The sequence below is a fragment of the Bacillus sp. FSL M7-1345 genome (genome assembly GCF_038006985.1).
In the GTDB taxonomy this organism is placed as follows: domain Bacteria; phylum Bacillota; class Bacilli; order Bacillales; family Bacillaceae_G; genus Bacillus_A; species Bacillus_A cereus_U.
Window position 1 is genome coordinate 223,072 of record NZ_JBBOWG010000001.1, and the last position, 21,929, is coordinate 245,000.

The following is a 21,929-nucleotide window of genomic DNA, read 5'->3' on the forward strand; positions in this document are numbered from 1 at the left end:
AGAAAACGCATTAAAACAAGGTTTTTGAGTGTTTATTTAAAAAAACGTAAAAAAAGCGTAATAAAATTTACGTAATTATATTGCAACGTAATAATACTTATGTTACATTAATGTTACAAACGTTACGTAATTAATTTCAATGTAACGTTAATATGAAAACTATGAACTAATCATTTCTTAGAAATTACATATAGATAACTTATAAAAAGGAGAATGAATGATATGAACAACGAGCAAGTATTAAACGTAACAAAAGGTGACTTCTTAGGATCAGCAAGCGGAGCAGTAGTATTAACAGCATTAATCGTATTTCTTTCAAGCGTATTAGTATAATAGAAGTTTTGTAACAAAAATAAGAGAAGGGAGAATGAAAATTATGAACAACGAGCAAGTATTAAACGTAACAAAAGGCGACTTCTTAGGATCAGCAAGCGGAGCGGTAGTATTAACAGCATTAATCGTATTTCTTTCAAGCGTATTAGTATAATAGAAGTTTTGTAACAAAAATAAGAGAAGGGAGAATGAAAATTATGAACAACGAGCAAGTATTAAACGTAACAAAAGGCGACTTCTTAGGATCAGCAAGCGGAGCGGTAGTATTAACAGCATTAATCGTATTTCTTTCAAGCGTATTAGTATAATAGAAGTTTTGTAACAAAAATAAGAGAAGGGAGAATGAAAATTATGAACAACGAGCAAGTATTAAACGTAACAAAAGGCGACTTCTTAGGATCAGCAAGCGGAGCGGTAGTATTAACAGCATTAATCGTATTTCTTTCAAGCGTATTAGTATAATAGAAATTTTGTAACAAAAACAAAAGAAGGGAGAATGAGGAATATGAACAAGGAACAAGTATTACAAGTAACAAAAATGGATATTTTAGTATCAGCAGGTGAAGCGGCTGTATTGACAGCGTTTATTATATTCCTTACAAATGTATTAGTATGATGAATATGGATAACAATAAGTTTTTATATACCGTACGTACCATTATTCTAAAAAAATAAAGACTCTAGCATATTAGTAAATAGTTAATATGTTGGGGTCTTTTTTGTTTTCCTCTCATATATCCCCTCAAGTATTAATGTTATCCCCTTATCCCGTAAAAGCCCGCTGATTAAAGTTTCACTGTATTTTAAAGAGAAAAAGGTCGAATTTTATATGTAAGAAAAAAAGAGGAATTTGACAGAAAAGATAGAAAATTTTAAAGGTCATAATTTGTTAGCTTGCTAACTAATTTCTATTAACGAACATTGGAAGCGTTTTCGGTTAGGTTTAATTATGAACCATTTAATCTATTTACAGGGGGATGAGGAATTTATGAAACAAAAGTCTATGGATACGCTAGCTGCACAAATGGAGGATTTTTTCCCGGTACGTGATGTAGATCATATAGAATTTTACGTAGGAAATGCAAAGCAATCAAGTTATTATCTTGCGAGAGCGTTTGGATTCAAAATTGTAGCTTATTCTGGATTAGAAACAGGAAACCGTGAAAAGGTATCTTATGTTCTTGTGCAAAAAAATATGCGTTTTGTTGTGTCTGGAGCTTTAAGTAGCGATGGCCGTATTGCAGAGTTTGTAAAGACTCATGGTGATGGAGTGAAAGATGTGGCTTTACTTGTTGATGACGTTGATAAAGCTTACTCTGAAGCGGTGAAGCGTGGCGCTGTTGCGATTGCTCCTCCTGAAGAGTTAACAGATGAGGAAGGTACCTTGAAGAAAGCGGTTATTGGTACGTATGGTGATACAATTCATACGCTTGTAGAGCGTAAAAATTATAAAGGAACATTCATGCCAGGATTTCAAAAGGTAGAGTTCAATATTCCATTTGAAGAATCCGGTTTAATTGCTGTAGACCATGTCGTTGGTAACGTTGAGAAAATGGAAGAATGGGTTAGTTATTATGAGAACGTCATGGGATTTAAACAAATGATTCACTTTGATGATGACGATATTAGCACAGAGTATTCGGCATTAATGTCAAAAGTTATGACGAATGGAAGCCGTATTAAGTTTCCAATTAATGAACCAGCAGATGGAAAAAGAAAGTCGCAAATTCAAGAATATCTAGAGTTCTATAACGGAGCGGGTGTACAGCATCTTGCTTTATTAACAAGCGACATTGTAAAAACAATTGAAGTACTTCGTGCGAATGGTGTTGAGTTTTTAGATACGCCAGATACGTATTACGATGAGTTAACTGCACGAGTGGGGAAAATTGATGAAGAAATTGATAAATTAAAAGAATTGAAGATTCTAGTAGACCGTGACGAAGAAGGTTATTTATTACAAATCTTTACGAAACCAATTGTAGATCGCCCAACTCTATTTATTGAAATCATCCAACGTAAAGGTTCTCGTGGATTTGGCGAAGGGAACTTTAAAGCGTTATTCGAATCAATTGAAAGAGAACAAGAGCGTCGCGGAAATTTATAAAATTTGTATCCACCAGCAAGAGTTCCTTTGTTGGTGGAAATTTCATTTTCATAGGGAGGAATCATGATGAAATTTGTTACATTTCGTCTCCCATCGAAAGAAATGCGAGCTGGATGGCTTGAAGGTGACAAAGTAATCGATATGAATCTTGCGAGTGATGGACAATTACCTTCTTCTATGTTCGCCTTTTTAGAGAAAGCAGATGAGTATGTAGAAGTATTGCGTAATATTAAGCATCCTGAAGAGGGTATATATTCCTTAGAGGAAGTTCAATTAGCAGCGGCAATTCCTAATCCGAGTAGCATTCGAGATTTTTATGCATTTGAACAGCATGTAAAAACAGCCCGCGGAAGAAGAGGGCTAGATGTTGTACCTGAATGGTATGATATCCCGGTTTTTTATTTTACTAACCACCGTGCTGTTATTGGACCAGATGATTTTGTTATTGGTCCGAAGAAGTCTAAAAAACTTGATTATGAGTTAGAGATTGCTTGCGTAATTGGGAAGGAAGGACGAAACATTTCTCGTGAGCAAGCAGAGGAATATATTTTTGGGTACTGTATTATGAACGACTGGAGTGCAAGGGACTTACAAGCAACAGAAATGAAAGTAGGGCTTGGCCCAGCGAAAGGGAAAGACTTTGCAACTTCATTAGGAGCGTATCTCGTTACGAAAGAGGAATTAGACGTTTATCGTAACGGTGATCGTTATGATTTAGAGATGACTGCTCATGTAAATGGGCAACTGTTATCAAAAGGGAATTTCCAAGATATTTATTATGCATTCTCTGAAATGATTGAACGTGCTTCGGAAGATGTCACGTTATATCCAGGGGATGTTATCGGGTCTGGAACAGTAGGAACAGGCTGTATTTTGGAGCTTGGTACGGAAGAGTGGCTGCAAGATGGAGATGTTGTAGAACTTACGATTACTGGTTTAGGTACATTACGTAATACGGTCAAAAAAGAGATGGAAGCAGGTGATGGGCATGTATTATCGTCACATGGGGGAGCTACCTCATAAACGACATGTACAATTCCGTAAAAAGGATGGATCGCTTTATCGTGAACAGGTAATGGGAACAAAAGGTTTTTCTGGTACGCAGTCTATTTTGTATCATCATTATATGCCAACGGAAGTAGGTCATGCGGCATTATCGCATTCTTGTCAGTTACAGTATGAAGAGGATGCCCTTCTTGCTCATCGTCACTTTCGCACGAAAGAAAATAAGAAAAATGGTGATGCAGTAAGTGGAAGAACCTTCATACTTGGAAATGAAGATTTGTTAATTGGAGTAGTGAGTCCGGCAGAAAAAATGGATTATTTCTATCGTAATGGTGATGGCGATGAAATGTTATTCGTTCATTATGGAACAGGAAAAATTGAGACGATGTTTGGAACGATTCACTATAGAAAAGGTGATTATGTAACGATTCCAATTGGAACGATTTATCGTGTTATTCCAGATGAGGGAGAGACTAAGTTTCTTGTTGTAGAGGCAAATAGCCAAATTACAACACCAAGTCGCTATCGCAATGAGTATGGGCAACTGTTAGAGCATAGTCCGTTTTGTGAAAGAGATATTCGTGGTCCGGAGAAATTGGAGACATATGATGAAAAAGGTGAGTTTGTCGTAATGACAAAGTCGAGGGGTTATATGCATAAGCATGTTTTAGGGCACCATCCGTTAGATGTTGTTGGCTGGGATGGCTATTTATATCCATGGGTATTTAATGTTGAGGATTTTGAACCAATTACAGGTCGTATTCATCAGCCACCACCAGTACATCAAACATTCGAAGGTCATAATTTTGTTATTTGCTCTTTCGTACCACGCTTATATGATTATCATCCAGAATCAATTCCGGCACCATATTATCATAGTAATGTGAATAGTGATGAGGTACTTTACTATGTAGAAGGTAACTTTATGAGCCGAAAAGGTGTGGAAGAAGGTTCTATTACGCTTCATCCGAGCGGGATTCCACATGGGCCGCATCCTGGAAAAACAGAAGCGAGTATAGGGAAGAAAGAAACACTTGAATTGGCTGTTATGATAGATACATTCCGTCCGCTTCGTATTGTAAAACAAGCACATGAGACGGAAGATGAAAAGTATATGTATAGCTGGATTGAAGAGGGTTCATATACTGTGAAATAAGTAAAAAGAGGCATGCTCAATAAAGGAGCATGCCTCTTTTTTGGAATCGACATGTATAATAATACCAAAAACAGTTATGAAAAGATATATAGATATGATTGTGTGAATCTTTTTATAGAAAGAATGATAAGGATATAGCGCGTATCTCGATAATTTTCTGTTTATTCCGACAAAAGTATTGACTAAAGAACATGCGGTGGGTAAAATGAAAAAAGTAAATTAAATTTTCAGACAACTAAAATCATGGAGGAGCACAGTATGAAGCAAATTTTTCAAAAGAAGCCGATTTCGACGTTACTGCAAGAAAGTAAACAAAAGACATTATCGAGAACGTTAGGGGCACTTGATTTAACAATGCTTGGAATCGGAGCAATTGTTGGAACTGGTATTTTTGTTCTTACTGGCGTTGTAGCAGCGAAACATTCTGGACCAGCTATTATATTATCATTTGCTATAGCTGCATTAGCTTGTGCCTTTGCTGCATTTTGTTACGCTGAATTTGCTTCTTCAGTTCCTGTCTCAGGGAGTGTGTACACGTACACGTATGCGACGATGGGAGAAGTATTTGCATTCTTAATTGGATGGGATTTAATGCTCGAGTATTTATTAGCTACATCTGCTGTAGCCAATGGATGGTCAGCGTATTTTCAATCGTTATTAAAGGGATTTGGGATTCATATTCCGACCATTCTCTCCTCGGCTCCTGGTACAGGAAAGGGTGGAATAATTGATCTACCTGCAGTTCTAATTATTCTAGTTATGACAGCTCTTTTATCTAGAGGTGTTCGTGAAAGTGCACGAATAAATAATATCATGGTATTTATTAAAATAGCGGTTGTTCTTATCTTTATCTTTGCTGGTTTTAATTATGTGAAACCTGAAAATTGGACGCCTTTTATGCCATTTGGTTTAGATGGTGTAATGGCTGGAGCTGCTACAGTATTCTTCGCATTCATAGGATTTGATGCAGTTTCAACAGCTGCAGAAGAAGTGAAACGTCCGCAACGTGATTTACCAATCGGCATTATCGCATCGTTATTAATTTGTACTGTTCTTTATATCGTTGTTTCACTTATTTTGACAGGAATTGTTCCATACGGACAGCTAAATATATCAGATCCAGTTGCCTTTGCACTTCAATTTATTGGACAAGATAGTTTAGCGGGAGTAATTTCGGTAGGAGCAATTACAGGGATTACAACTGTAATGCTAGTTATGATGTATGGGCAAGTTCGTGTTTCGTATGCGATGAGCCGAGATGGGCTTTTGCCGAAGCGTCTTGCTAAAGTTCATCCGAAATTTAAAACACCATTTTTAAATACATGGACAACTGGGATTATTGCAGCACTTATTTCAGGGCTAATTGATTTAAATGTTTTAGCACACCTTGTAAATATGGGGACATTGTCAGCCTTTGCACTTGTAGCAGTTGCGGTTATTGTCCTGAGAAGAACTCATCCTGACTTACCAAGGGCATTTAAGGCGCCTCTTGTACCATTTTTACCAGCGTTAACGGTAATTTTTTGTTTATACTTAATGCTTCAGTTATCCGGAACAGCGTGGATTAGTTTTGGGGTATGGATGGTTATTGGTATAGCAGTTTACTTTTTATATAGCCGAAAACATAGTGCTTTAAGTAATAGTAAAAAAGAAGAAGATGTAGCAAATTTATAAGTGGAAAAATCCATTCTAATTCTGTTAGAATGGATTTTTGTTTTGAAAATTTACATTTTTCTGAATTTGTTATAAGATAATTGTTGGTTAATTAAGGGGGGGGAAGTATGAAAAATACATGGCGTGAGCTAAGGGCGATGGATCGTAACGTATGGATTCGATTTATCGGTGAGACATTGAACGGAATTGCGATGATGATGTTAATGCCTTTTTTTGCACTATATTTAAAAGATAAGGTAGATTCTTTATTACAAGTTGGAATTATTATGGCGCTTTCTCCAATTGCTGCAAGCTTTGGCTCACTTATAGGCGGAAGAATAGCTGATATATATGGAAGAAAGCCAATTATGATATTTTCGATGGCGAGTAATGCATTACTAATGCTCGGTTTTTTATTTATAGAAGGGTTTATCCCATATGCTATTTTGTCTATTTTTTTAGGGTTAAGTAATTCTCTATTTCATCCAGCGGCATCAGCGATGGTTGCAGATGTGACGGCGCCAGAAAAAAGAACAGAGGCATATGGTTTATTGCGAATGGGACACAATATTGGTGCTGCAATTGGGCCGATAATGGGAGTATCAGTAGTTGTTTTATCGAAGAACCTTGTTTTTATTATCGCTTCGTCGACAATGCTATTTTATGCATTACTTGTATTAATTTTTATTCAGGAGACAATGCCAAAAGCCGCAGATAAAAAAGAAGAGAATGAAGAGAGGGAATCAGGTGCGGTTTGGAAAATTTTAATGAGAGATAAGGCGTTAATGATTTATTTGCTAGCGGGAATCATTATTTCTATGGGGTTTTCTCAAACAGAAGGCATGTTGCCGCTGCACTTTGATAACGAAATGAAGGGCATTAATAATCCATATCCATATTTAATGGCGCTAAATGGACTATTAGTTGTTTTATTTCAATTTCAAATTTCAAAATGGGCGGCAGATAAACCTGTCGGAAAGACGATGTTATACGGTGCGTGTTTGTTCGGAATTGGTTTGTTTTTTATAGGGTGGTTACCGAAGTGGTTTGGAGGATTAGATACAAATGCTACAATTATTTTAATAACGTTACTGCTCGTTTATGCAATATACACGTTAGGTGAGATGATTATGTCACCTGTACAGATGACGTTTGTAGCGAATTTGGCCCCTGAGCATTTGAGAGGAACATATATGGGAGCGGCCAGTTTGCAGTGGATCACAGGGGGGGCATTTGGTCCACTTCTTGGTGGTTTTCTATTGGATCGTTTGCTTGGTCACTTCTTATTTACAATTTTAGGTGTTGGATGTGTAGTTGCAGGCTTTGTATATGTTTCTTTAGATCGTCTTGTTGAGCAGAGGCAAAAAGATACGCTTACAAAACAGTCTTCTTAATGAAATGAAACTTTAATCAGTGTTTTTTCATTCTCCATAAATGGTAGGATAATATAGATGACATACACAAAAAGTGGATTTCTACATATTTTAGGTACATAACCAGATTAGATAGCAATCTTACTTTAAAGTTTAATTATGTTTAGGTGTGTAGAAAATTAAAGAGGAAAAGTGTAGAAAACCAATAAGTGGTGTCTTTTAATTATTTATGGAAGTTACATTTTATTTCAAATAGGAACTACCTATTTTTATAAAAAGTGCTAAAATAGAAAAATGAAAACAATTGGTTAGGGTGATTTCAGTGACAAAAATTAAATTAGGTTTATTATACGGTGGAAAATCAGCTGAGCATCAAGTTTCGTTACAAACGGCTCTTGCTGCTATTAAAGCATTAAATCAAGATAAATTCGAGATTCATCCAATTTATATTACAGAACAAGGTCAATGGGTACGCGGTGAGCGTATTGAAGGTGAAGTAACAGATGTTGAAACTTTAAAAATGAGCGGTGCAGAAAATGCGATTTCCCCGTTATCATTAAGCACAGAAATTATTCCGTCTGCAACTTCTCAAGAAGATGCGATTGACGTTATTTTTCCATTACTACATGGGCCAAACGGTGAAGATGGAACGGTTCAAGGATTATTAGAATTAATGAACATTCCTTATGTAGGTAACGGTGTATTAGCATCAGCTGCTGGTATGGATAAAGTCGTTATGAAAAATATCTTTGCAGAAGCTGGATTGAAACAAGCGAAATATGCATCTTTCATTCGTAGCGCATGGGAAAAAGATAGTGAAATAGCGTATGAAAAAGTAGAAGAAGTATTAGGATATCCTTGCTTCGTAAAACCAGCAAACCTTGGTTCAAGTGTTGGTATTAATAAGTGTAACGATCGTGAAGAGCTTGAGAATGCATTCGAAGAGGCATTCCAATTTGACCGTAAAATTATTGTAGAAGAAAATATTGTAGGTCGTGAAGTAGAAGTTGGTGTATTAGGTAATGATGAGCCGAAATGTTCTGTTGTAGGTGAAATTGTACCGAAAAAAGATTTTTATGATTACAAATCGAAATACATCGATGGTGATACAGCGTTAATTATTCCAGCTGAAATGACAGAAGAAGAGTCTAATGTAATTAAGCGAGATGCAATTATTGCATTCCAATCATTAGATGGTTCTGGCTTAACACGAGCTGATTTCTTCTTAACGAAAGATGGAGAACTATATATTAACGAAGTAAACACAATGCCAGGATTCACGCCGTTTAGTATGTTCCCGCTATTATGGCAACATACAGGGTTACCGTATCCGGAATTAATTGAAGAGTTGATTCGTTTAGCGATTGAACGTCACGAAGAAAAACAAAAAATTAAATATACAATCTAACAAAAAAGGAGGAAGCACTATTCGAAGGAATAGTGCTTCCTCTATGTAAGGAGTGTTTTTTTATGATTAAGCGAACGTTAAAACAAGTAGAGAAAATGGTAGATGGTACTGGATTAGCAGAGAAATATGAGGGAATTACTATACAAGGAGCATCTATTGATACGAGAAAGATTGAAAAAGGAAACTTATATGTTCCGATTCAAGGTGAACGTTTCGATGGACATGCTTTTGTAGATAAAGCTGTTGAAAACGGGGCGATTGCTACATTGTGGATGAAAGATGTAGAAAACCCACCTGAAAATCTTCCAGTTATTTTTGTGGAAGATACACTAGCAGCATTGCAAATGTTAGCGAAAAACTATCGTGATCAATTGGATGTAAAAGTTGTTGGTGTAACGGGTAGTAATGGTAAAACATCTACGAAAGATATTGTAACAAGTATTCTTGCGACTAAATTTAAAGTTCAAAAAACAGAAGGTAATTTCAACAACCATATCGGTTTACCTCTTACTATTTTAAATTTAGAGGAAAATACAGAAGTAGCTGTATTAGAAATGGGCATGTCAAGCCGAGGTGAAATTGAATTTCTATCTAAGTTAGCTCGTCCTAATGCAGCTATTATCACGAACATTGGTGAGGCACACTTAATGGATTTAGGCTCTCGTGAGGCAATTGCTGAAGCGAAGTTAGAAATTGTTACAGGTTTACAAGAAGGTGGAGTTTTCGTATATAATGGGGATGAGCCGCTATTAACAAATCGTGTTCCGGAAATGAATTTAGCAGCTGAAACAGTTACATTTGGTGATGCGAGAGCAAATGATTATTATCCAACTACTGTAACATTACAGGCGACTGGGACACATTTTAAGATGAATAGGGATGAAACTTTGTCATTCTATCTGCCAGTACTAGGAAAGCATAATGTATATAATACGCTTGCTTCAATGGCAATTGCAAAAAATTTTGGTGTAACGTGGGAAGAAATGAAAAAAGGTTTAGTAACACTTCAAATGACAGGTATGCGTATGGAAATTGTAAAAAAAGATAGTGGTTTAACAATTATCAATGATGCTTATAATGCTAGTCCAACAGCTATGGAGGCTGCGTTCCACCTAATGAATGGTTTAGATGGATTTGCTAAAAAAATTGTTGTACTGGGTGATATGTTAGAACTTGGAAATAAAGAAGTGCAATTTCATTATGAAGTAGGTAAATTAATTGATCCAGCAAAGATCTCATATGTATTCACATATGGTAGATTAGGGGCTCAAATTGCTGAAGGTGCAAAAATTAATTTCCCTAAAGACCGTGTAAAAGCGTATGATAGTAAAGAAGAGTTAATAAAAGAGTTGCAAGCAGTAGTTGATGCAAAAGATGTTGTGCTAGTAAAAGCGTCTCGCGGTATGAAATTAGAAGAAGTAATTACGATGTTGAAATAATTGGTGTATATAAATAGGGATGATAGCCACGAAAATAGTGGAAACTTATAATAAGCGCTTACAGTAAATGATAAAAAAATAAAAGTAAAGAAAAAAGCTCTGAATATGAAATAAGGTAACAGTTGGGGTTTGCTTTTTACACCTACAAAACTTATAATTGATAAAGTGTAATAACGTTTAGAAGTATTTTCGTGAAGAATATACGCCCGGTTATACGTCAGTATTCAGGAAAAGGGCTTTTCCGCAAGTTCGGAAAACGCCTTTTTTTAAATGATAAGTATAGGATAGAAAAGGAGAAGTAACATTGACAACATTTCGAGAATTAGGATTAAGTGAGTCTTTACTACAATCTGTTGAAAGTATGGGCTTTGAAGAGGCTACGCCGATTCAAGCTGAAACAATTCCATATGCATTGCAAGGTAAGGATATTATTGGGCAAGCGCAAACAGGTACAGGGAAAACAGCAGCATTCGGATTACCACTATTAGATAAAGTGAATACAAATAAAGAAGCAGTTCAAGGTATTGTTATCGCGCCAACGCGCGAATTAGCAATTCAAGTTGGAGAAGAGCTATACAAACTTGGTAAACATAAACGTGTTCGTATTCTACCAATTTATGGTGGTCAAGATATTAACCGCCAAATTCGTGCTCTAAAAAAACACCCACACATTATTGTTGGTACGCCGGGTCGTATTTTAGATCATATTAACCGTAAAACACTTCGCTTACAAAACGTAGAGACTGTTGTTCTTGACGAAGCGGATGAAATGTTAAACATGGGCTTCATTGAAGATATTGAAGCGATTTTAACAGATGTGCCAGAAACACATCAAACATTATTATTCTCAGCGACAATGCCAGATCCAATCCGTCGTATTGCTGAGCGTTTCATGACTGAGCCTCAACACATTAAAGTAAAAGCAAAAGAAGTAACAATGCCAAACATTCAGCAGTTCTATTTAGAAGTGCAAGAAAAGAATAAGTTTGACGTGTTAACACGCTTACTAGATATTCAATCTCCAGAGCTTGCAATCATATTCGGTCGTACAAAGCGTCGTGTTGATGAATTATCAGAAGCATTAAACTTACGTGGTTATGCAGCAGAAGGTATTCATGGTGACTTAACACAAGCGAAACGTATGTCTGTATTACGTAAATTTAAAGAAGGTGCTATTGAAGTTCTTGTTGCAACAGACGTTGCTGCACGTGGTCTTGATATTTCAGGCGTAACACACGTATACAACTTCGATATCCCACAAGATCCAGAATCATACGTTCACCGTATCGGTCGTACTGGCCGTGCAGGTAAAAAAGGTATTGCAATGTTATTTGTAACACCACGTGAATCAGGACAATTAAAAAATATCGAGCGTACAACAAAACGTAAGGTTGATCGTATGGAAGCACCGACACTTGACGAGGCATTAGAAGGTCAACAACGTTTAATCGCTGAAAAACTTCAAAGCACAATCCAAAATGAAAACTTATCATACTACAAGCGTATTGCAGAAGAAATGTTAGAAGAGAATGATTCTGTAACAGTAGTAGCTGCTGCTTTAAAAATGATGACAAAAGAGCCGGATACAACTCCAATCGCTTTAACATCAGAACCACCAGTTGTTTCAAGAGGTGGCGGTTCTAAAAAACGCGGTGGTAACGGAAGTGGATACCGTGATGGTAACCGTAATCGTAGTCGTGATGGACGTGGAAGCGGAAGTGGCGATGGTCGTAACCGTGATCGTAATCGTGATGGACGTGGAAGCGGAAGTGGCGATGGTCGTAACCGTGATCGCAATCGTGATGGTGGTAGTGGTAGCCGTGATGGTAACCGTGGTCGTAAAGGTGAAGGTCGCCCTGGATCTTCAAATGGACGCGGCGAAAGAAAACATCATAGCCGTCCACAAGCTTAATAAAAAAGAGAATGCCCTTTGCTGGCATTCTCTTTTTTTATTTCTGTAATTGTGCATACTACATAATAACTCGTATAGAAATGAGGTGCTATATGCTTGTAAGACTTGGGTATGTTGCGATGAGTGTGCATTTGAAGAATGCATCTCCATCTCAAACGATGACATATGCACAGTTTCAGCGGATTGATGATCGAGAGGCTGCGATTCGTAAACTCGAAAGAATCGCTAATTCGAATTTGGAAAATTGCTTACGATTATTAAAGCATAATAAAGGACATGATATATCTTTCTTTCGACTTAGTTCCAAGCTCATTCCTTTAGCGAATCATGAGGAGTTGTTAGATTGGAACTATATTCGTCCTTTAAAAGAAAATCTGAAAGAATTAGGTGAATATGCGATTCGTATGAATATGCGAATTGACTTCCATCCAGATCATTTTGTTGTACTAAATTCACCTGAGGAGAGTATTTTTAAACAATCTGTAAAGACATTGCAGATGCACAAAAAATTGTTAAAGGGTATGGGAATGGAACATAAGCAACGATGTGTATTACATGTGGGAGGAGGTTATAAAGATAAGGAGCTCGCATTAGAACGCTTTATAGAAAATTGGTCAACTGTTCCAAGAGGTATTCAAGAGATGATTATATTAGAAAATGATGACACGACCTTTTCTTTAGAAGAAACATTGTATTTAGGCGAGAAATTAGACATTCCAGTCGTGTTTGACTTGCACCATCATATGATGAATAATGACCAGGAAGATTGGCATGAAGATTGGGCGCGTGTTGTACATACGTGGGAATCGTCTTTATTACCAGTTAAAATGCACATCTCTAGTCCTAGAGATGGAAAAGATCCAAGAGCACATGCGGATTTTATTGATGTAGATACCTTCTTATCTTTTTTGAAAAAGATAAAGGGGAGTGTTCCGCAAATTGATTGTATGATTGAGGCGAAGAAAAAGGATGAGTCTTTATTTCAACTAATGAGAGAGTTAAGTAAACAAACAGATGTGGAAATTGTCGATGGTGCGAGCTTTTATATTAAATAAGCTCTGCGCCATCGGTTTTTTTTGTCCCGATTGGTGCGGGCTAATAATCAGTGGGGGATGGACAAAACCCCCACTGATTAAAGTTTCACTTTATTAAAAAAGGGGTGCACATGCCGCCGATGATCAGTCCTGTTAAATGGCTTATAGGATTGGCAGAGGGATTAAAGAAAGTAAATAGTAGTAATATAAGTATCATTATTGAAAAAATAGCGATGTCTCTTGGTTTTGAAGAACGATATCGACTATACAATAAAAATAATTGGGCGCCTAGTAATCCGAAAATACCACCAGATGCTCCGGCGTGAATATATTCAAAAGGCATAATAATATAAGAAGAAATATTCCCGAGAATGCCAGAAAGGAAAAAAATAATGATGAAAGAAAAGTGTCCTAGTTGTTTTTCAATAGAAGAACCAAGTACAAATAAACAAATACTATTAGAAAGAAAATGTTGTAAGTCTACGTGTACAAGTAAGGAAGTTATGACACGCCACCATTCTCCTTTAGCGATATATTCATTGTAGGCTGCCAGGTGAAAGAGGGAAAAGTCGCTCAATATAATCATGACTAATTGTATAAGAAGTAAAGAGATGATAATCGGTTGTAAGGAAATGCGAGTGGATGGTATTAGCATGTTGTTAGTATCACTCCTTTTGCATCAGAAAGATTCTCTGTTATTCTTACAATATGAATGAAGAAAGCTAAATAGAAGAAGGGGATTTTGAAATGATTGTAGGGATTGGAATCGATATTATTGAGTTAAATCGAATTGAAAAAATGCTAGATGGAAAGCTTAAATTTATGGAACGTATTTTAACTGAAAGAGAACGTGGTGTTGCCGAGGGGCTGAAAGGAAGTCGCCTTACAGAATTCGTAGCTGGAAGATTTGCAGCAAAAGAGGCGTATTCTAAAGCGGTAGGGACCGGTATCGGGAAAGAAGTGAGTTTTTTAGATATTGAAGTAAGGAATGATGATAGAGGTAAGCCGATTATCATTACAAATACAGAGCATATTGTTCATTTATCAATTAGTCATAGTAAAGAATTTGCCGTTGCTCAAGTTGTTTTGGAAAGCTCGTCACGCTAGTCTGCATATTTTATATCTTTGTCTCATATATTTGAGGTAGCGATAAGGAAGGCATACCTTCCATTCATTTATAGGGGCAAAGGGGCTGAAGTGATGAAAAGGCGTCTGTTTTTAGTTCTTGTCGGTTTGTTGACCGTTTTTGTGTTGGCGGGTTGTATGGAAAAGAAACAGGAAGATGTTGTGAGAGATTTAGAAGCGAAAGTTAAAAGTATGAAGAGTTATCAAGCTGAAGCGAAATTATCTATTAAAACAGGAAATGAGCCTCAGGAGTACAATGTAGAAATTTGGCATAAAGAACCTTCGTATTATCGTGTGAATTTGCAGAATGCGAAAAAGGATCAGAGTCAAATTATTTTAAGAAATGATGAAGGTGTATTTGTATTAACACCGGCGCTTAATAAGAGTTTCCGTTTTCAAAGTGATTGGCCGCAAAATAGTAGCCAGGCTTATTTATATGAATCACTTGTAAGAGATATTTTGCAAGATAAGAAAAATCTCTCTTTCGAGAAAACAGATAAGTATTATGTATTTAAAACAAAAACAAATTATCAACATCAAAATATGTTGCCGAAACAAGAAATTAAGCTGAATAAAAGTGATTTAACACCAGTTTCTGTGAAGCTGATGGATAATGACCAAAATGTCCTTGTAAAAGTAGATTTCACTAAAGTAAAGTTTGATGCAAAGTTTGATAAAGGTGCATTTGATACGAAACAAAATATGTCTAGAGCACAAGTGGATGTTCAGACGGCAGCGAAAGAAGACAAACCGTTTGCTATTTTGTATCCGCGTGATACGCCGCAAGGCATGACTTTGAAAGAGGAAGAAGAGTTGAAGACAGACAGTGGCAAGCGTGCAATACTCACATACACTGGAAGTAAGAAATCCTTTACTTTGATACAAGAAAAGGCAAAAGTTGCAGAGGCCTCATCGGCGGTAAGTGTAAGTGGAGAGCCGGTTGATCTTGGTTTCACGATTGGTGCATTGACGAAAGACTCTGTAACGTGGTCGCATAACGGAGTAGAATATATGCTCGTGTCTAAAGGTTTAGAGCCGAATGAGTTGTTGATGGTTGCTCGTTCGGTTACAGCGAAGCAGGTGAAGTAAACATCTTAGACGTGGTGATATATGTGCACCGCGTCTTTTCTTAGTTTGAAGGTGGATTTCATAAAAGAAGCATATAAAAGAATAAGCTTCGCATATCGTGTATAAGGAAGTGTATTTATGGAAGACGCACCGTTTTACCGTGACACCTGGGTGGAAGTGGATTTAGATGCAATTTACAACAATGTTACGCATATTAAAGAGTTCATTCCAAGTGATGTAGAGATTTTTGCTGTAGTTAAAGCGAATGCATATGGGCACGATTATGTACCGGTGGCTAAAACTGCATTAGAAGCAGGAGCGACAAGATTAGCAGTTGCTTTTTTAGATGAAGCTTTAGTGCTTCGGAGGGCTGGTATTACTGCACCGATTTTAGTATTAGGTCCTTCCCCGCCCCGTGATGTAAATGTAGCTGCTGAAAATGATGTAGCATTAACTGTTTTTCAAAAAGAATGGGTGGAAGAAGCGATAAAGCTCTGGGATGGTTCATCAATAATGAAATTCCATATTAATTTTGATAGTGGTATGGGGAGAATCGGAATACGTGAACGCAAAGAATTAAAAGGGTTCTTAAAGAGTTTAGAAGGTGCGCCATTTTTAGAGTTAGAAGGAGTATATACGCATTTTGCAACAGCGGATGAGGTTGAGACTTCTTACTTTGATAAGCAATATAATACATTCTTGCAGCAGTTAAGTTGGTTGAAAGAATTTGGAGTAAATCCTAAATTTGTCCATACAGCCAATAGCGCTGCAACGTTAAGGTTTCAAGGGATTACATTTAATGCGGTGCGAGTTGGTATTGCGATGTATGGATTATCCCCATCTGTAGAAATACGTCCTTTTTTACCATTTAAATTGGAACCGGCGTTGTCACTTCATACGAAAGTTGCTCATATTAAGCAAGTGATTAAAGGGGATGGAATTAGTTATAATGTCACATACCGAACGAGAACTGAAGAATGGATTGCGACAGTTGCAATTGGATATGCAGATGGCTGGCTTAGAAGATTGCAAGGGTTTAAAGTACTTGTAAATGGTGAAAGAGTACCGATTGTGGGTCGAGTAACAATGGATCAATTCATGATACATCTTCCTTGTGAAGTGCCACTTGGTACGAAAGTTACACTCATTGGGAGACAAGGTGATGAGTATATTAGTGCTACTGAGGTCGCTGAATATTCCGGGACTATTAATTATGAAATTATCGCAACGATAAGCTTCCGTGTACCGAGAATATTTATACGAAACGGTAAAGTTGTAGAAGTAATCAATTATTTGAACGATATATAGAAGAAGGTATTATCGCTCAGTATCTCGTCATTTAGGGGATTTTCGCTAATGGAAAATAGGCTCTTTTTTGCTAGGGAGCTTCTTTTTATAATTGTTATTAATATAAGTTACAATGAAATGTTGCGGGAAGAATTGCTTTATTTCTTGTTTGAAAGAGATGAAAAGTAAAAGAAGATGAATGTTTTGTATATGAATTGGAAAACATAAGCAGGGAATAAGGAAGTCTTTGCAACAGGCTCCATACAATGGTATTATTACAATAGGTGTCATATATATATTTGGGTGTGTAGTTGACGGTGGAGGTGTATTTTTGTGTCCGAATCAAGTGTAACTACTGAAATCGTGGTTCGGTTGCCAAAGCAAATGGTAACGGAATTGGACGGAATTGGAAAACAAGAGAATAAGAATCGCCATGAACTAATTTGCCAGGCAACACAACTGTTATTGCGTCAACATAAGACGAAGAAACGCTACCAACATGAATCAATGCGACGTGGGTACATTGAAATGGGAAAAATTAATCTTGGTATTGCATCTGAAGCTTTCTTAGCAGAGTATGAAGCAGCTCATACAGTAGAACGCTTAGTTAGCGGGGGGTAATATTTTGATTGTAAAACGCGGCGACGTGTATTTTGCAGACCTTTCCCCAGTTGTTGGTTCTGAGCAAGGAGGCGTTCGTCCGGTTCTTGTCATTCAAAATGACATCGGAAATCGTTTTAGTCCGACTGTGATTGTAGCGGCTATTACTGCACAGATTCAAAAAGCGAAATTACCCACTCATGTGGAAATTGATGCGAAAAAGTATGGTTTTGAGAGAGATTCTGTTATTTTACTTGAGCAGATTCGAACAATCGATAAGCAACGCTTAACGGACAAAATCACTCATTTGGATGAAGTGATGATGAGTCGTGTAGATGAAGCGTTACAAATTAGTTTAGGACTAATAGATTTTTAAATCGGCAGTTTAAGTTGCTCTCTTTACAGGGCAACTTTTTTTTATTATAGAGGAGGTTACGGTTGGATATGGAAATGGTAGATAATCGACAATGGTTAATGAAAATGTTAGTGAAAGAATTAGGCTTTACAGAAAAGCAAGTTCGTCATGTTATTCAATTAACAGAAGAAGGTAACACAGTTCCATTTATCGCTCGTTACCGAAAAGAATGGACAGGATCTCTAGATGAGGTGCAAATTCGTGCAATCTTAGAAAGATGGCAATATATGATGCAACTAGAAGATAGGAAAGAAGAGGTTCTTCGTCTTATTGGTGAAAAGGGTAAACTAACCGAAGAGTTGCGTCGTCATATTGTTGCTGCAAAAAAACTTCAGGAAGTAGAAGATTTATATCGTCCATATAAAGAAAAAAGAAGAACGAAAGCTACAATTGCTAAAGAAAAGGGATTAGAACCGTTAGCTGAGTGGCTATTGTTATATAAAAAAGAAAATCCAGCAGAGAAGGCTATGGAATTTGTTAATGCAGAAAAAGAAGTGGCGTCTGCAGAAGATGCGTTGCAAGGTGCGCAAGATATTATTGCGGAACTTGTTTCGGATAATGCGGCATATCGTAGTTGGATTCGCAATACTACTTTCCGACAAGGGATTATGTCTTCATCTGTAAAAGATAAAGAAAAAGATGAAAAGAATATATATGAAATGTATTATGGCTATGAAGAACCGTTGCAAAAAGTAGTGCCACACCGTGTACTAGCTATGAATCGTGGTGAAAAGGAAGACGTATTAAGAGTTTCTGTTATCACGCCAATTGAAGAAATCCTTCAGTTTTTACATAAAAAAATGATTCTTGATGAAGCTTCTAAAAGTGCGCATTATGTACAATTAGCGATGGAAGATGGATATAAGCGATTAATTCAACCTTCAATAGAAAGAGAAATTCGTAAAGAATTAATGGAAACGGCCGAAGAACAAGCGATTCATATTTTCTCTGAGAATTTACGTAATTTATTATTACAACCTCCGATGAAAGGGAAAGTTGTGTTAGCGGTAGATCCAGCGTATAGAACCGGTTGTAAATTAGCTGTAGTAGATGATACAGGAAAAGTTCTTCACATAGATGTTATTTATCCGCATCCGCCTGTTCGTAAATATGAGGATGCAAAAACGAAAATCCTTTCAATTATAGATAAATATGAAGTTGAAATGATAGCGATTGGAAATGGTACAGCTTCGAGGGAAACGGAAGAATTTATAGTAGATGTATTACAAAATGTAGAACGAGATGTATTTTACATTATTGTAAATGAAGCGGGTGCTAGTGTGTACTCAGCATCTGATGTAGCTCGCGAGGAGTTTCCGAATTTACAGGTTGAAGAAAGAAGTGCTGTTTCAATTGGGAGACGTCTGCAAGATCCACTTGCAGAGCTTGTGAAAATTGACCCTAAATCTGTTGGGGTGGGACAATATCAACATGATGTATCTCAAAAGAGATTAAATGAATCATTAACATTTGTAGTAGAGACAGCAGTTAACCGAGTTGGTGTTAATGTAAATACAGCTTCAGTTGCATTGTTGCAATATGTTTCGGGGTTATCAAAAACAGTTGCGAAAAATATTGTAGCTAAGCGTGAGGAAGATGGAAAATTCACGAAGCGTACTGAATTAAAGAAAATCCCGCGTTTAGGTGCAAAAACATATGAACAATGTATCGGGTTTTTACGTATATTAGAAGGAGCGAATCCGTTAGATCGCACAGGGATTCATCCAGAGCAATATAAAAATGTTGAATTGCTATTAAAGAGCTTAGGGTTATCGAAGAGTGATGTGGGGAAACCAAACTTGCAAAAGAGTTTAGAAGGAGTAGATATTTCTAAATTATCTCAAGAGACGGAGATTGGTGAGCCAACACTAGTTGATATTATGGATGCTTTAATTAGCCCGGAACGAGATATGAGGGATGAGTTGCCAAAGCCACTTTTGAAAAAGGGGATTTTAAAATTAGAAGATTTAAAGCGTGGTATGGAATTAGAGGGAACGATCCGCAATGTTGTTGATTTCGGTGCCTTTGTTGATATTGGTGTGAAGCAAGATGGTTTAGTGCATATTTCTAAACTAAGCAAACAATTTGTAAAGCATCCATTAGATATTGTATCCGTGGGACAAATTGTAAAGGTATGGGTAGATGATATTGATACGAAAAAAGGTCGTGTTGCATTATCAATGTTACCGATTGAATAGTAAGAAAAGAGAGCAGATGAAACTGCTCTTTTTTTATGAACTGGAAAGTTTAATTGATTATGAGCTTTGATGTATTTTACTATAATAAAACCAGCATTCATTTAGTAACTTGATTTGATACCGGTTTTTCTCAAAATATGCACGTTGCATTTGTTTCTTTAGCCACGTGGGCATAGGAATCCCTCCTTGTTTAATCCTGCTCTCAAAAAAGTAGCTCCTTTTAGTTAAGGTAACTTTGATGAGAGGTTGGTGAGTGGATTTCTAGCAATGCTGCATTTTTAGAAATCACGCTTCTTGAATGAGGATGGGTATATGTACTATTTACTATATGTATAAGAAGAGAGAAAAGTGTAAAAATATTTTTTAGTTTAGGAGGAATGAGAATGGATGAGCAAGAAATTCAACGGTTAGTGGAAGAGGTATCGTTACAATGCTTTGGAATGCCGTTTTTACATAAAGCAATGTTTAATAGTAGGTTACGTACAACTGGTGGGCGCTATCTATTGAAGAATCATAATATAGAATTGAATTATCGATATTACGAAATATATGGTAAAGAAGAGTTAGTCGGGATTGTTAAACATGAACTTTGTCATTATCACTTACATATCACAGGAAAAGGGTATAAGCACCGAGATAGAGATTTTCGTGAGTTATTAAAGAAAGTAGCTGCACCACGTTTTTGCAAACGAATGATTAGTGAGGAGGAAACGAAAGTTTCTATGTATGAATGTATGGGGTGTTCATTTCAATATGTAAGAAGACGTCAAATAAATACACAAAGATATGTATGTGGAAAGTGTAAAGGACAACTAAAACTGGTAGTGAAAACATCTTGACAGTGAAAACGCAATCCAGTATATTATAAACATGTCCCGTTTGCGCAAGACGTTGTGAAAAAACTTCTTGACTTACGATGAGAAATTTTATAAGATACAAATTGTCTTTATTATTCCGCAGTAGCTCAGTGGTAGAGCTATCGGCTGTTAACCGATCGGTCGTAGGTTCGAGTCCTACCTGCGGAGCCATATACAGAGAAGTACCCAAGTGGCTCAAGGGGCTCCCCTGCTAAGGGAGTAGATCGCTAACGCGGTGCGAGGGTTCGAATCCCTTCTTCTCTGCCATATATATTGGCCCGTTGGTCAAGTGGTTAAGACACCGCCCTTTCACGGCGGTAACACGGGTTCGAATCCCGTACGGGTCACCACTTCGGAGGATTAGCTCAGCTGGGAGAGCACCTGCCTTACAAGCAGGGGGTCGGCGGTTCGATCCCGTCATCCTCCACCATATAAATTATATAAATAATATTATCGCGGGGTGGAGCAGTACGGTAGCTCGTCGGGCTCATAACCCGAAGGTCGCAGGTTCAAATCCTGTCCCCGCAACCAAATGGTCCCGTGGTGTAGTGGTTAACATGCCTGCCTGTCACGCAGGAGATCGCCGGTTCGACCCCGGTCGGGACCGCCATTTTAACTTCTGCTATATGGCAGTTGTTTTTTATTGGACATTATGGTACAATAAAATTTGTCTTTGAAAAGAAGATAACTATTTCGATGGGCTATAGCCAAGCGGTAAGGCAACGGACTTTGACTCCGTCATGCGCTGGTTCGAATCCAGCTAGCCCAGCCATTTACGAGCCATTAGCTCAGTTGGTAGAGCATCTGACTTTTAATCAGAGGGTCGAAGGTTCGAATCCTTCATGGCTCACTTTTGTTTTTTCCGCGCGGTCGTGGCGGAACGGCAGACGCGCTAGGTTGAGGGCCTAGTGGGGGAAACCCCGTGGAGGTTCAAGTCCTCTCGGCCGCATCAAAAAATC

23 protein-coding genes and 9 tRNA genes are annotated in these 21,929 nt (G+C 37.3%); 30 read left to right on the plus strand and 2 right to left on the minus strand.

Going from position 1 to position 21,929, the window contains the following annotated elements; genetic code table 11:
• Positions 1–222 precede the first annotated feature (222 nt).
• The 14 genes from MHB76_RS01270 (at position 223) to uvsE (ending at position 13,441) form a co-directional block, all read left to right on the plus strand.
• Positions 223–333: a DUF3948 family protein gene (locus tag MHB76_RS01270; RefSeq protein ID WP_001058532.1), complete on the plus strand. Its 111-nt coding sequence runs from the start codon at positions 223–225 to the stop codon at positions 331–333.
• 34 nt (positions 334–367) lie between these two features.
• Positions 368–487, plus strand: a complete 120-nt coding sequence (locus MHB76_RS01275; RefSeq protein WP_002074222.1) for a DUF3948 family protein — start codon at positions 368–370, stop codon at positions 485–487.
• 43 nt (positions 488–530) lie between these two features.
• The gene (locus tag MHB76_RS01280; protein WP_001058532.1) at positions 531–641 is read left to right on the plus strand and encodes a DUF3948 family protein; all 111 of its coding nucleotides are present in this window, start codon (positions 531–533) and stop codon (positions 639–641) included.
• A 34-nt stretch (positions 642–675) separates the two neighbouring features.
• A complete protein-coding gene (locus MHB76_RS01285) occupies positions 676–795 on the plus strand; it encodes a DUF3948 family protein (protein WP_002074222.1) in 120 nt (39 codons plus the stop codon).
• Positions 796–838: 43 nt separating this feature from the next.
• Complete coding sequence (locus MHB76_RS01290; RefSeq protein WP_078175175.1) at positions 839–949, plus strand: DUF3948 family protein; 111 nt, start codon at positions 839–841, stop codon at positions 947–949.
• 372 nt (positions 950–1,321) lie between these two features.
• Positions 1,322–2,440, plus strand: coding sequence for a 4-hydroxyphenylpyruvate dioxygenase (gene hppD, locus MHB76_RS01295; protein WP_002113414.1), 1,119 nt, complete (start codon positions 1,322–1,324; stop codon positions 2,438–2,440).
• Between the two features lie 66 nt (positions 2,441–2,506).
• Positions 2,507–3,463 (plus strand): fumarylacetoacetate hydrolase family protein, encoded by a 957-nt coding sequence (locus MHB76_RS01300; protein ID WP_078175176.1) that lies wholly within the window; start codon positions 2,507–2,509, stop codon positions 3,461–3,463.
• Positions 3,429–4,601, plus strand: a complete 1,173-nt coding sequence (locus MHB76_RS01305; protein ID WP_016103359.1) for a homogentisate 1,2-dioxygenase — start codon at positions 3,429–3,431, stop codon at positions 4,599–4,601. Before MHB76_RS01300 ends, MHB76_RS01305 begins: the two co-directional genes overlap by 35 nt.
• Positions 4,602–4,859: 258 nt before the next feature.
• Entirely contained in the window at positions 4,860–6,275 is a 1,416-nt protein-coding gene (locus MHB76_RS01310; RefSeq protein ID WP_002159541.1) for an amino acid permease, read from the plus strand.
• 107 nt (positions 6,276–6,382) lie between these two features.
• Positions 6,383–7,648: an MDR family MFS transporter gene (locus MHB76_RS01315; RefSeq protein ID WP_078175177.1), complete on the plus strand. Its 1,266-nt coding sequence runs from the start codon at positions 6,383–6,385 to the stop codon at positions 7,646–7,648.
• 301 nt (positions 7,649–7,949) lie between these two features.
• A complete protein-coding gene (locus MHB76_RS01320) occupies positions 7,950–9,035 on the plus strand; it encodes a D-alanine--D-alanine ligase (protein WP_002159539.1) in 1,086 nt (361 codons plus the stop codon).
• 62 nt (positions 9,036–9,097) lie between these two features.
• The gene (locus MHB76_RS01325) at positions 9,098–10,474 is read left to right on the plus strand and encodes a UDP-N-acetylmuramoyl-tripeptide--D-alanyl-D-alanine ligase (RefSeq protein WP_078175178.1); all 1,377 of its coding nucleotides are present in this window, start codon (positions 9,098–9,100) and stop codon (positions 10,472–10,474) included.
• 304 nt (positions 10,475–10,778) lie between these two features.
• Entirely contained in the window at positions 10,779–12,386 is a 1,608-nt protein-coding gene (locus tag MHB76_RS01330; RefSeq protein WP_002159537.1) for a DEAD/DEAH box helicase, read from the plus strand.
• Positions 12,387–12,478: 92 nt separating this feature from the next.
• Complete coding sequence (gene uvsE / locus MHB76_RS01335; RefSeq protein ID WP_002159536.1) at positions 12,479–13,441, plus strand: UV DNA damage repair endonuclease UvsE; 963 nt, start codon at positions 12,479–12,481, stop codon at positions 13,439–13,441.
• An 85-nt stretch (positions 13,442–13,526) separates the two neighbouring features.
• Here the strand turns inward: uvsE and MHB76_RS01340 are convergent, their stop codons facing one another.
• Positions 13,527–14,075: a rhomboid family intramembrane serine protease gene (locus MHB76_RS01340; protein WP_002159535.1), complete on the minus strand. Its 549-nt coding sequence runs from the start codon at positions 14,073–14,075 to the stop codon at positions 13,527–13,529.
• A gap of 92 nt (positions 14,076–14,167) precedes the next feature.
• Here MHB76_RS01340 and acpS point away from each other — a divergent pair, with 92 nt between their 5' ends.
• The 6 genes from acpS (at position 14,168) to MHB76_RS01370 (ending at position 20,113) form a co-directional block, all read left to right on the plus strand.
• The gene (gene acpS, locus MHB76_RS01345) at positions 14,168–14,527 is read left to right on the plus strand and encodes a holo-ACP synthase (protein WP_002009969.1); all 360 of its coding nucleotides are present in this window, start codon (positions 14,168–14,170) and stop codon (positions 14,525–14,527) included.
• Between the two features lie 156 nt (positions 14,528–14,683).
• On the plus strand, positions 14,684–15,634 hold the full coding sequence (locus tag MHB76_RS01350; RefSeq protein ID WP_002151402.1) for a LolA family protein: 951 nt from the start codon (positions 14,684–14,686) through the stop codon (positions 15,632–15,634).
• Positions 15,635–15,751: 117 nt separating this feature from the next.
• On the plus strand, positions 15,752–16,921 hold the full coding sequence (gene alr / locus MHB76_RS01355) for an alanine racemase (protein WP_002159533.1): 1,170 nt from the start codon (positions 15,752–15,754) through the stop codon (positions 16,919–16,921).
• Between the two features lie 312 nt (positions 16,922–17,233).
• Positions 17,234–17,521, plus strand: a complete 288-nt coding sequence (locus tag MHB76_RS01360; protein ID WP_000004570.1) for an antitoxin EndoAI — start codon at positions 17,234–17,236, stop codon at positions 17,519–17,521.
• Positions 17,522–17,525: 4 nt separating this feature from the next.
• Positions 17,526–17,876: a type II toxin-antitoxin system endoribonuclease NdoA gene (ndoA, locus tag MHB76_RS01365; protein ID WP_000635965.1), complete on the plus strand. Its 351-nt coding sequence runs from the start codon at positions 17,526–17,528 to the stop codon at positions 17,874–17,876.
• A gap of 68 nt (positions 17,877–17,944) precedes the next feature.
• A complete protein-coding gene (locus MHB76_RS01370; RefSeq protein WP_078175179.1) occupies positions 17,945–20,113 on the plus strand; it encodes a Tex family protein in 2,169 nt (722 codons plus the stop codon).
• Between the two features lie 57 nt (positions 20,114–20,170).
• On the opposite strand, the gene cmpA is transcribed toward MHB76_RS01370, so the two are convergent.
• Positions 20,171–20,287, minus strand: a complete 117-nt coding sequence (gene cmpA, locus MHB76_RS01375) for a cortex morphogenetic protein CmpA (RefSeq protein WP_001143642.1) — start codon at positions 20,285–20,287, stop codon at positions 20,171–20,173.
• 209 nt (positions 20,288–20,496) lie between these two features.
• On the opposite strand from cmpA, the gene MHB76_RS01380 reads away from it, so the two are divergent.
• From MHB76_RS01380 to MHB76_RS01425, 10 genes are all read left to right on the plus strand, one after another.
• Positions 20,497–20,952, plus strand: coding sequence for a SprT family protein (locus tag MHB76_RS01380; RefSeq protein ID WP_002159531.1), 456 nt, complete (start codon positions 20,497–20,499; stop codon positions 20,950–20,952).
• 114 nt (positions 20,953–21,066) lie between these two features.
• Positions 21,067–21,141: transfer RNA gene (locus MHB76_RS01385), tRNA-Asn, on the plus strand.
• Between the two features lie 5 nt (positions 21,142–21,146).
• A tRNA-Ser gene (locus tag MHB76_RS01390) sits at positions 21,147–21,237 on the plus strand.
• 8 nt (positions 21,238–21,245) lie between these two features.
• Positions 21,246–21,320, plus strand: a tRNA-Glu gene (locus MHB76_RS01395).
• A gap of 4 nt (positions 21,321–21,324) precedes the next feature.
• A tRNA-Val gene (locus MHB76_RS01400) sits at positions 21,325–21,400 on the plus strand.
• Positions 21,401–21,424: 24 nt separating this feature from the next.
• Positions 21,425–21,501, plus strand: a tRNA-Met gene (locus MHB76_RS01405).
• A gap of 3 nt (positions 21,502–21,504) precedes the next feature.
• Positions 21,505–21,580 (plus strand) — tRNA-Asp (locus MHB76_RS01410).
• A gap of 87 nt (positions 21,581–21,667) precedes the next feature.
• Positions 21,668–21,742, plus strand: a tRNA-Gln gene (locus MHB76_RS01415).
• A gap of 5 nt (positions 21,743–21,747) precedes the next feature.
• A tRNA-Lys gene (locus MHB76_RS01420) sits at positions 21,748–21,820 on the plus strand.
• A gap of 16 nt (positions 21,821–21,836) precedes the next feature.
• Positions 21,837–21,919 (plus strand) — tRNA-Leu (locus tag MHB76_RS01425).
• Positions 21,920–21,929: the final 10 nt, after the last annotated feature.

What these genes read in the sequence shown, in the direction of transcription:
- uvsE (WP_002159536.1), top strand. Translation starts at nt 12,479, where the DNA reads ATGCTTGTAAGACTTGGGTATGTTGCGATGAGTGTGCATTTGAAGAAT.
- MHB76_RS01290 (WP_078175175.1), top strand. Translation starts at nt 839, where the DNA reads ATGAACAAGGAACAAGTATTACAAGTAACAAAAATGGATATTTTAGTA.
- MHB76_RS01305 (WP_016103359.1), top strand. Translation starts at nt 3,429, where the DNA reads ATGTATTATCGTCACATGGGGGAGCTACCTCATAAACGACATGTACAA.
- acpS (WP_002009969.1), top strand. Translation starts at nt 14,168, where the DNA reads ATGATTGTAGGGATTGGAATCGATATTATTGAGTTAAATCGAATTGAA.
- MHB76_RS01285 (WP_002074222.1), top strand. Translation starts at nt 676, where the DNA reads ATGAAAATTATGAACAACGAGCAAGTATTAAACGTAACAAAAGGCGAC.
- MHB76_RS01270 (WP_001058532.1), top strand. Translation starts at nt 223, where the DNA reads ATGAACAACGAGCAAGTATTAAACGTAACAAAAGGTGACTTCTTAGGA.
- MHB76_RS01340 (WP_002159535.1), bottom strand. Translation starts at nt 14,075, where the DNA reads ATGCTAATACCATCCACTCGCATTTCCTTACAACCGATTATCATCTCT.
- alr (WP_002159533.1), top strand. Translation starts at nt 15,752, where the DNA reads ATGGAAGACGCACCGTTTTACCGTGACACCTGGGTGGAAGTGGATTTA.
- hppD (WP_002113414.1), top strand. Translation starts at nt 1,322, where the DNA reads ATGAAACAAAAGTCTATGGATACGCTAGCTGCACAAATGGAGGATTTT.
- MHB76_RS01300 (WP_078175176.1), top strand. Translation starts at nt 2,507, where the DNA reads ATGAAATTTGTTACATTTCGTCTCCCATCGAAAGAAATGCGAGCTGGA.
- MHB76_RS01325 (WP_078175178.1), top strand. Translation starts at nt 9,098, where the DNA reads ATGATTAAGCGAACGTTAAAACAAGTAGAGAAAATGGTAGATGGTACT.
- MHB76_RS01380 (WP_002159531.1), top strand. Translation starts at nt 20,497, where the DNA reads ATGGATGAGCAAGAAATTCAACGGTTAGTGGAAGAGGTATCGTTACAA.
- cmpA (WP_001143642.1), bottom strand. Translation starts at nt 20,287, where the DNA reads ATGCCCACGTGGCTAAAGAAACAAATGCAACGTGCATATTTTGAGAAA.
- MHB76_RS01315 (WP_078175177.1), top strand. Translation starts at nt 6,383, where the DNA reads ATGAAAAATACATGGCGTGAGCTAAGGGCGATGGATCGTAACGTATGG.
- MHB76_RS01310 (WP_002159541.1), top strand. Translation starts at nt 4,860, where the DNA reads ATGAAGCAAATTTTTCAAAAGAAGCCGATTTCGACGTTACTGCAAGAA.
- MHB76_RS01275 (WP_002074222.1), top strand. Translation starts at nt 368, where the DNA reads ATGAAAATTATGAACAACGAGCAAGTATTAAACGTAACAAAAGGCGAC.
- MHB76_RS01350 (WP_002151402.1), top strand. Translation starts at nt 14,684, where the DNA reads ATGGAAAAGAAACAGGAAGATGTTGTGAGAGATTTAGAAGCGAAAGTT.
- MHB76_RS01370 (WP_078175179.1), top strand. Translation starts at nt 17,945, where the DNA reads ATGGAAATGGTAGATAATCGACAATGGTTAATGAAAATGTTAGTGAAA.
- MHB76_RS01280 (WP_001058532.1), top strand. Translation starts at nt 531, where the DNA reads ATGAACAACGAGCAAGTATTAAACGTAACAAAAGGCGACTTCTTAGGA.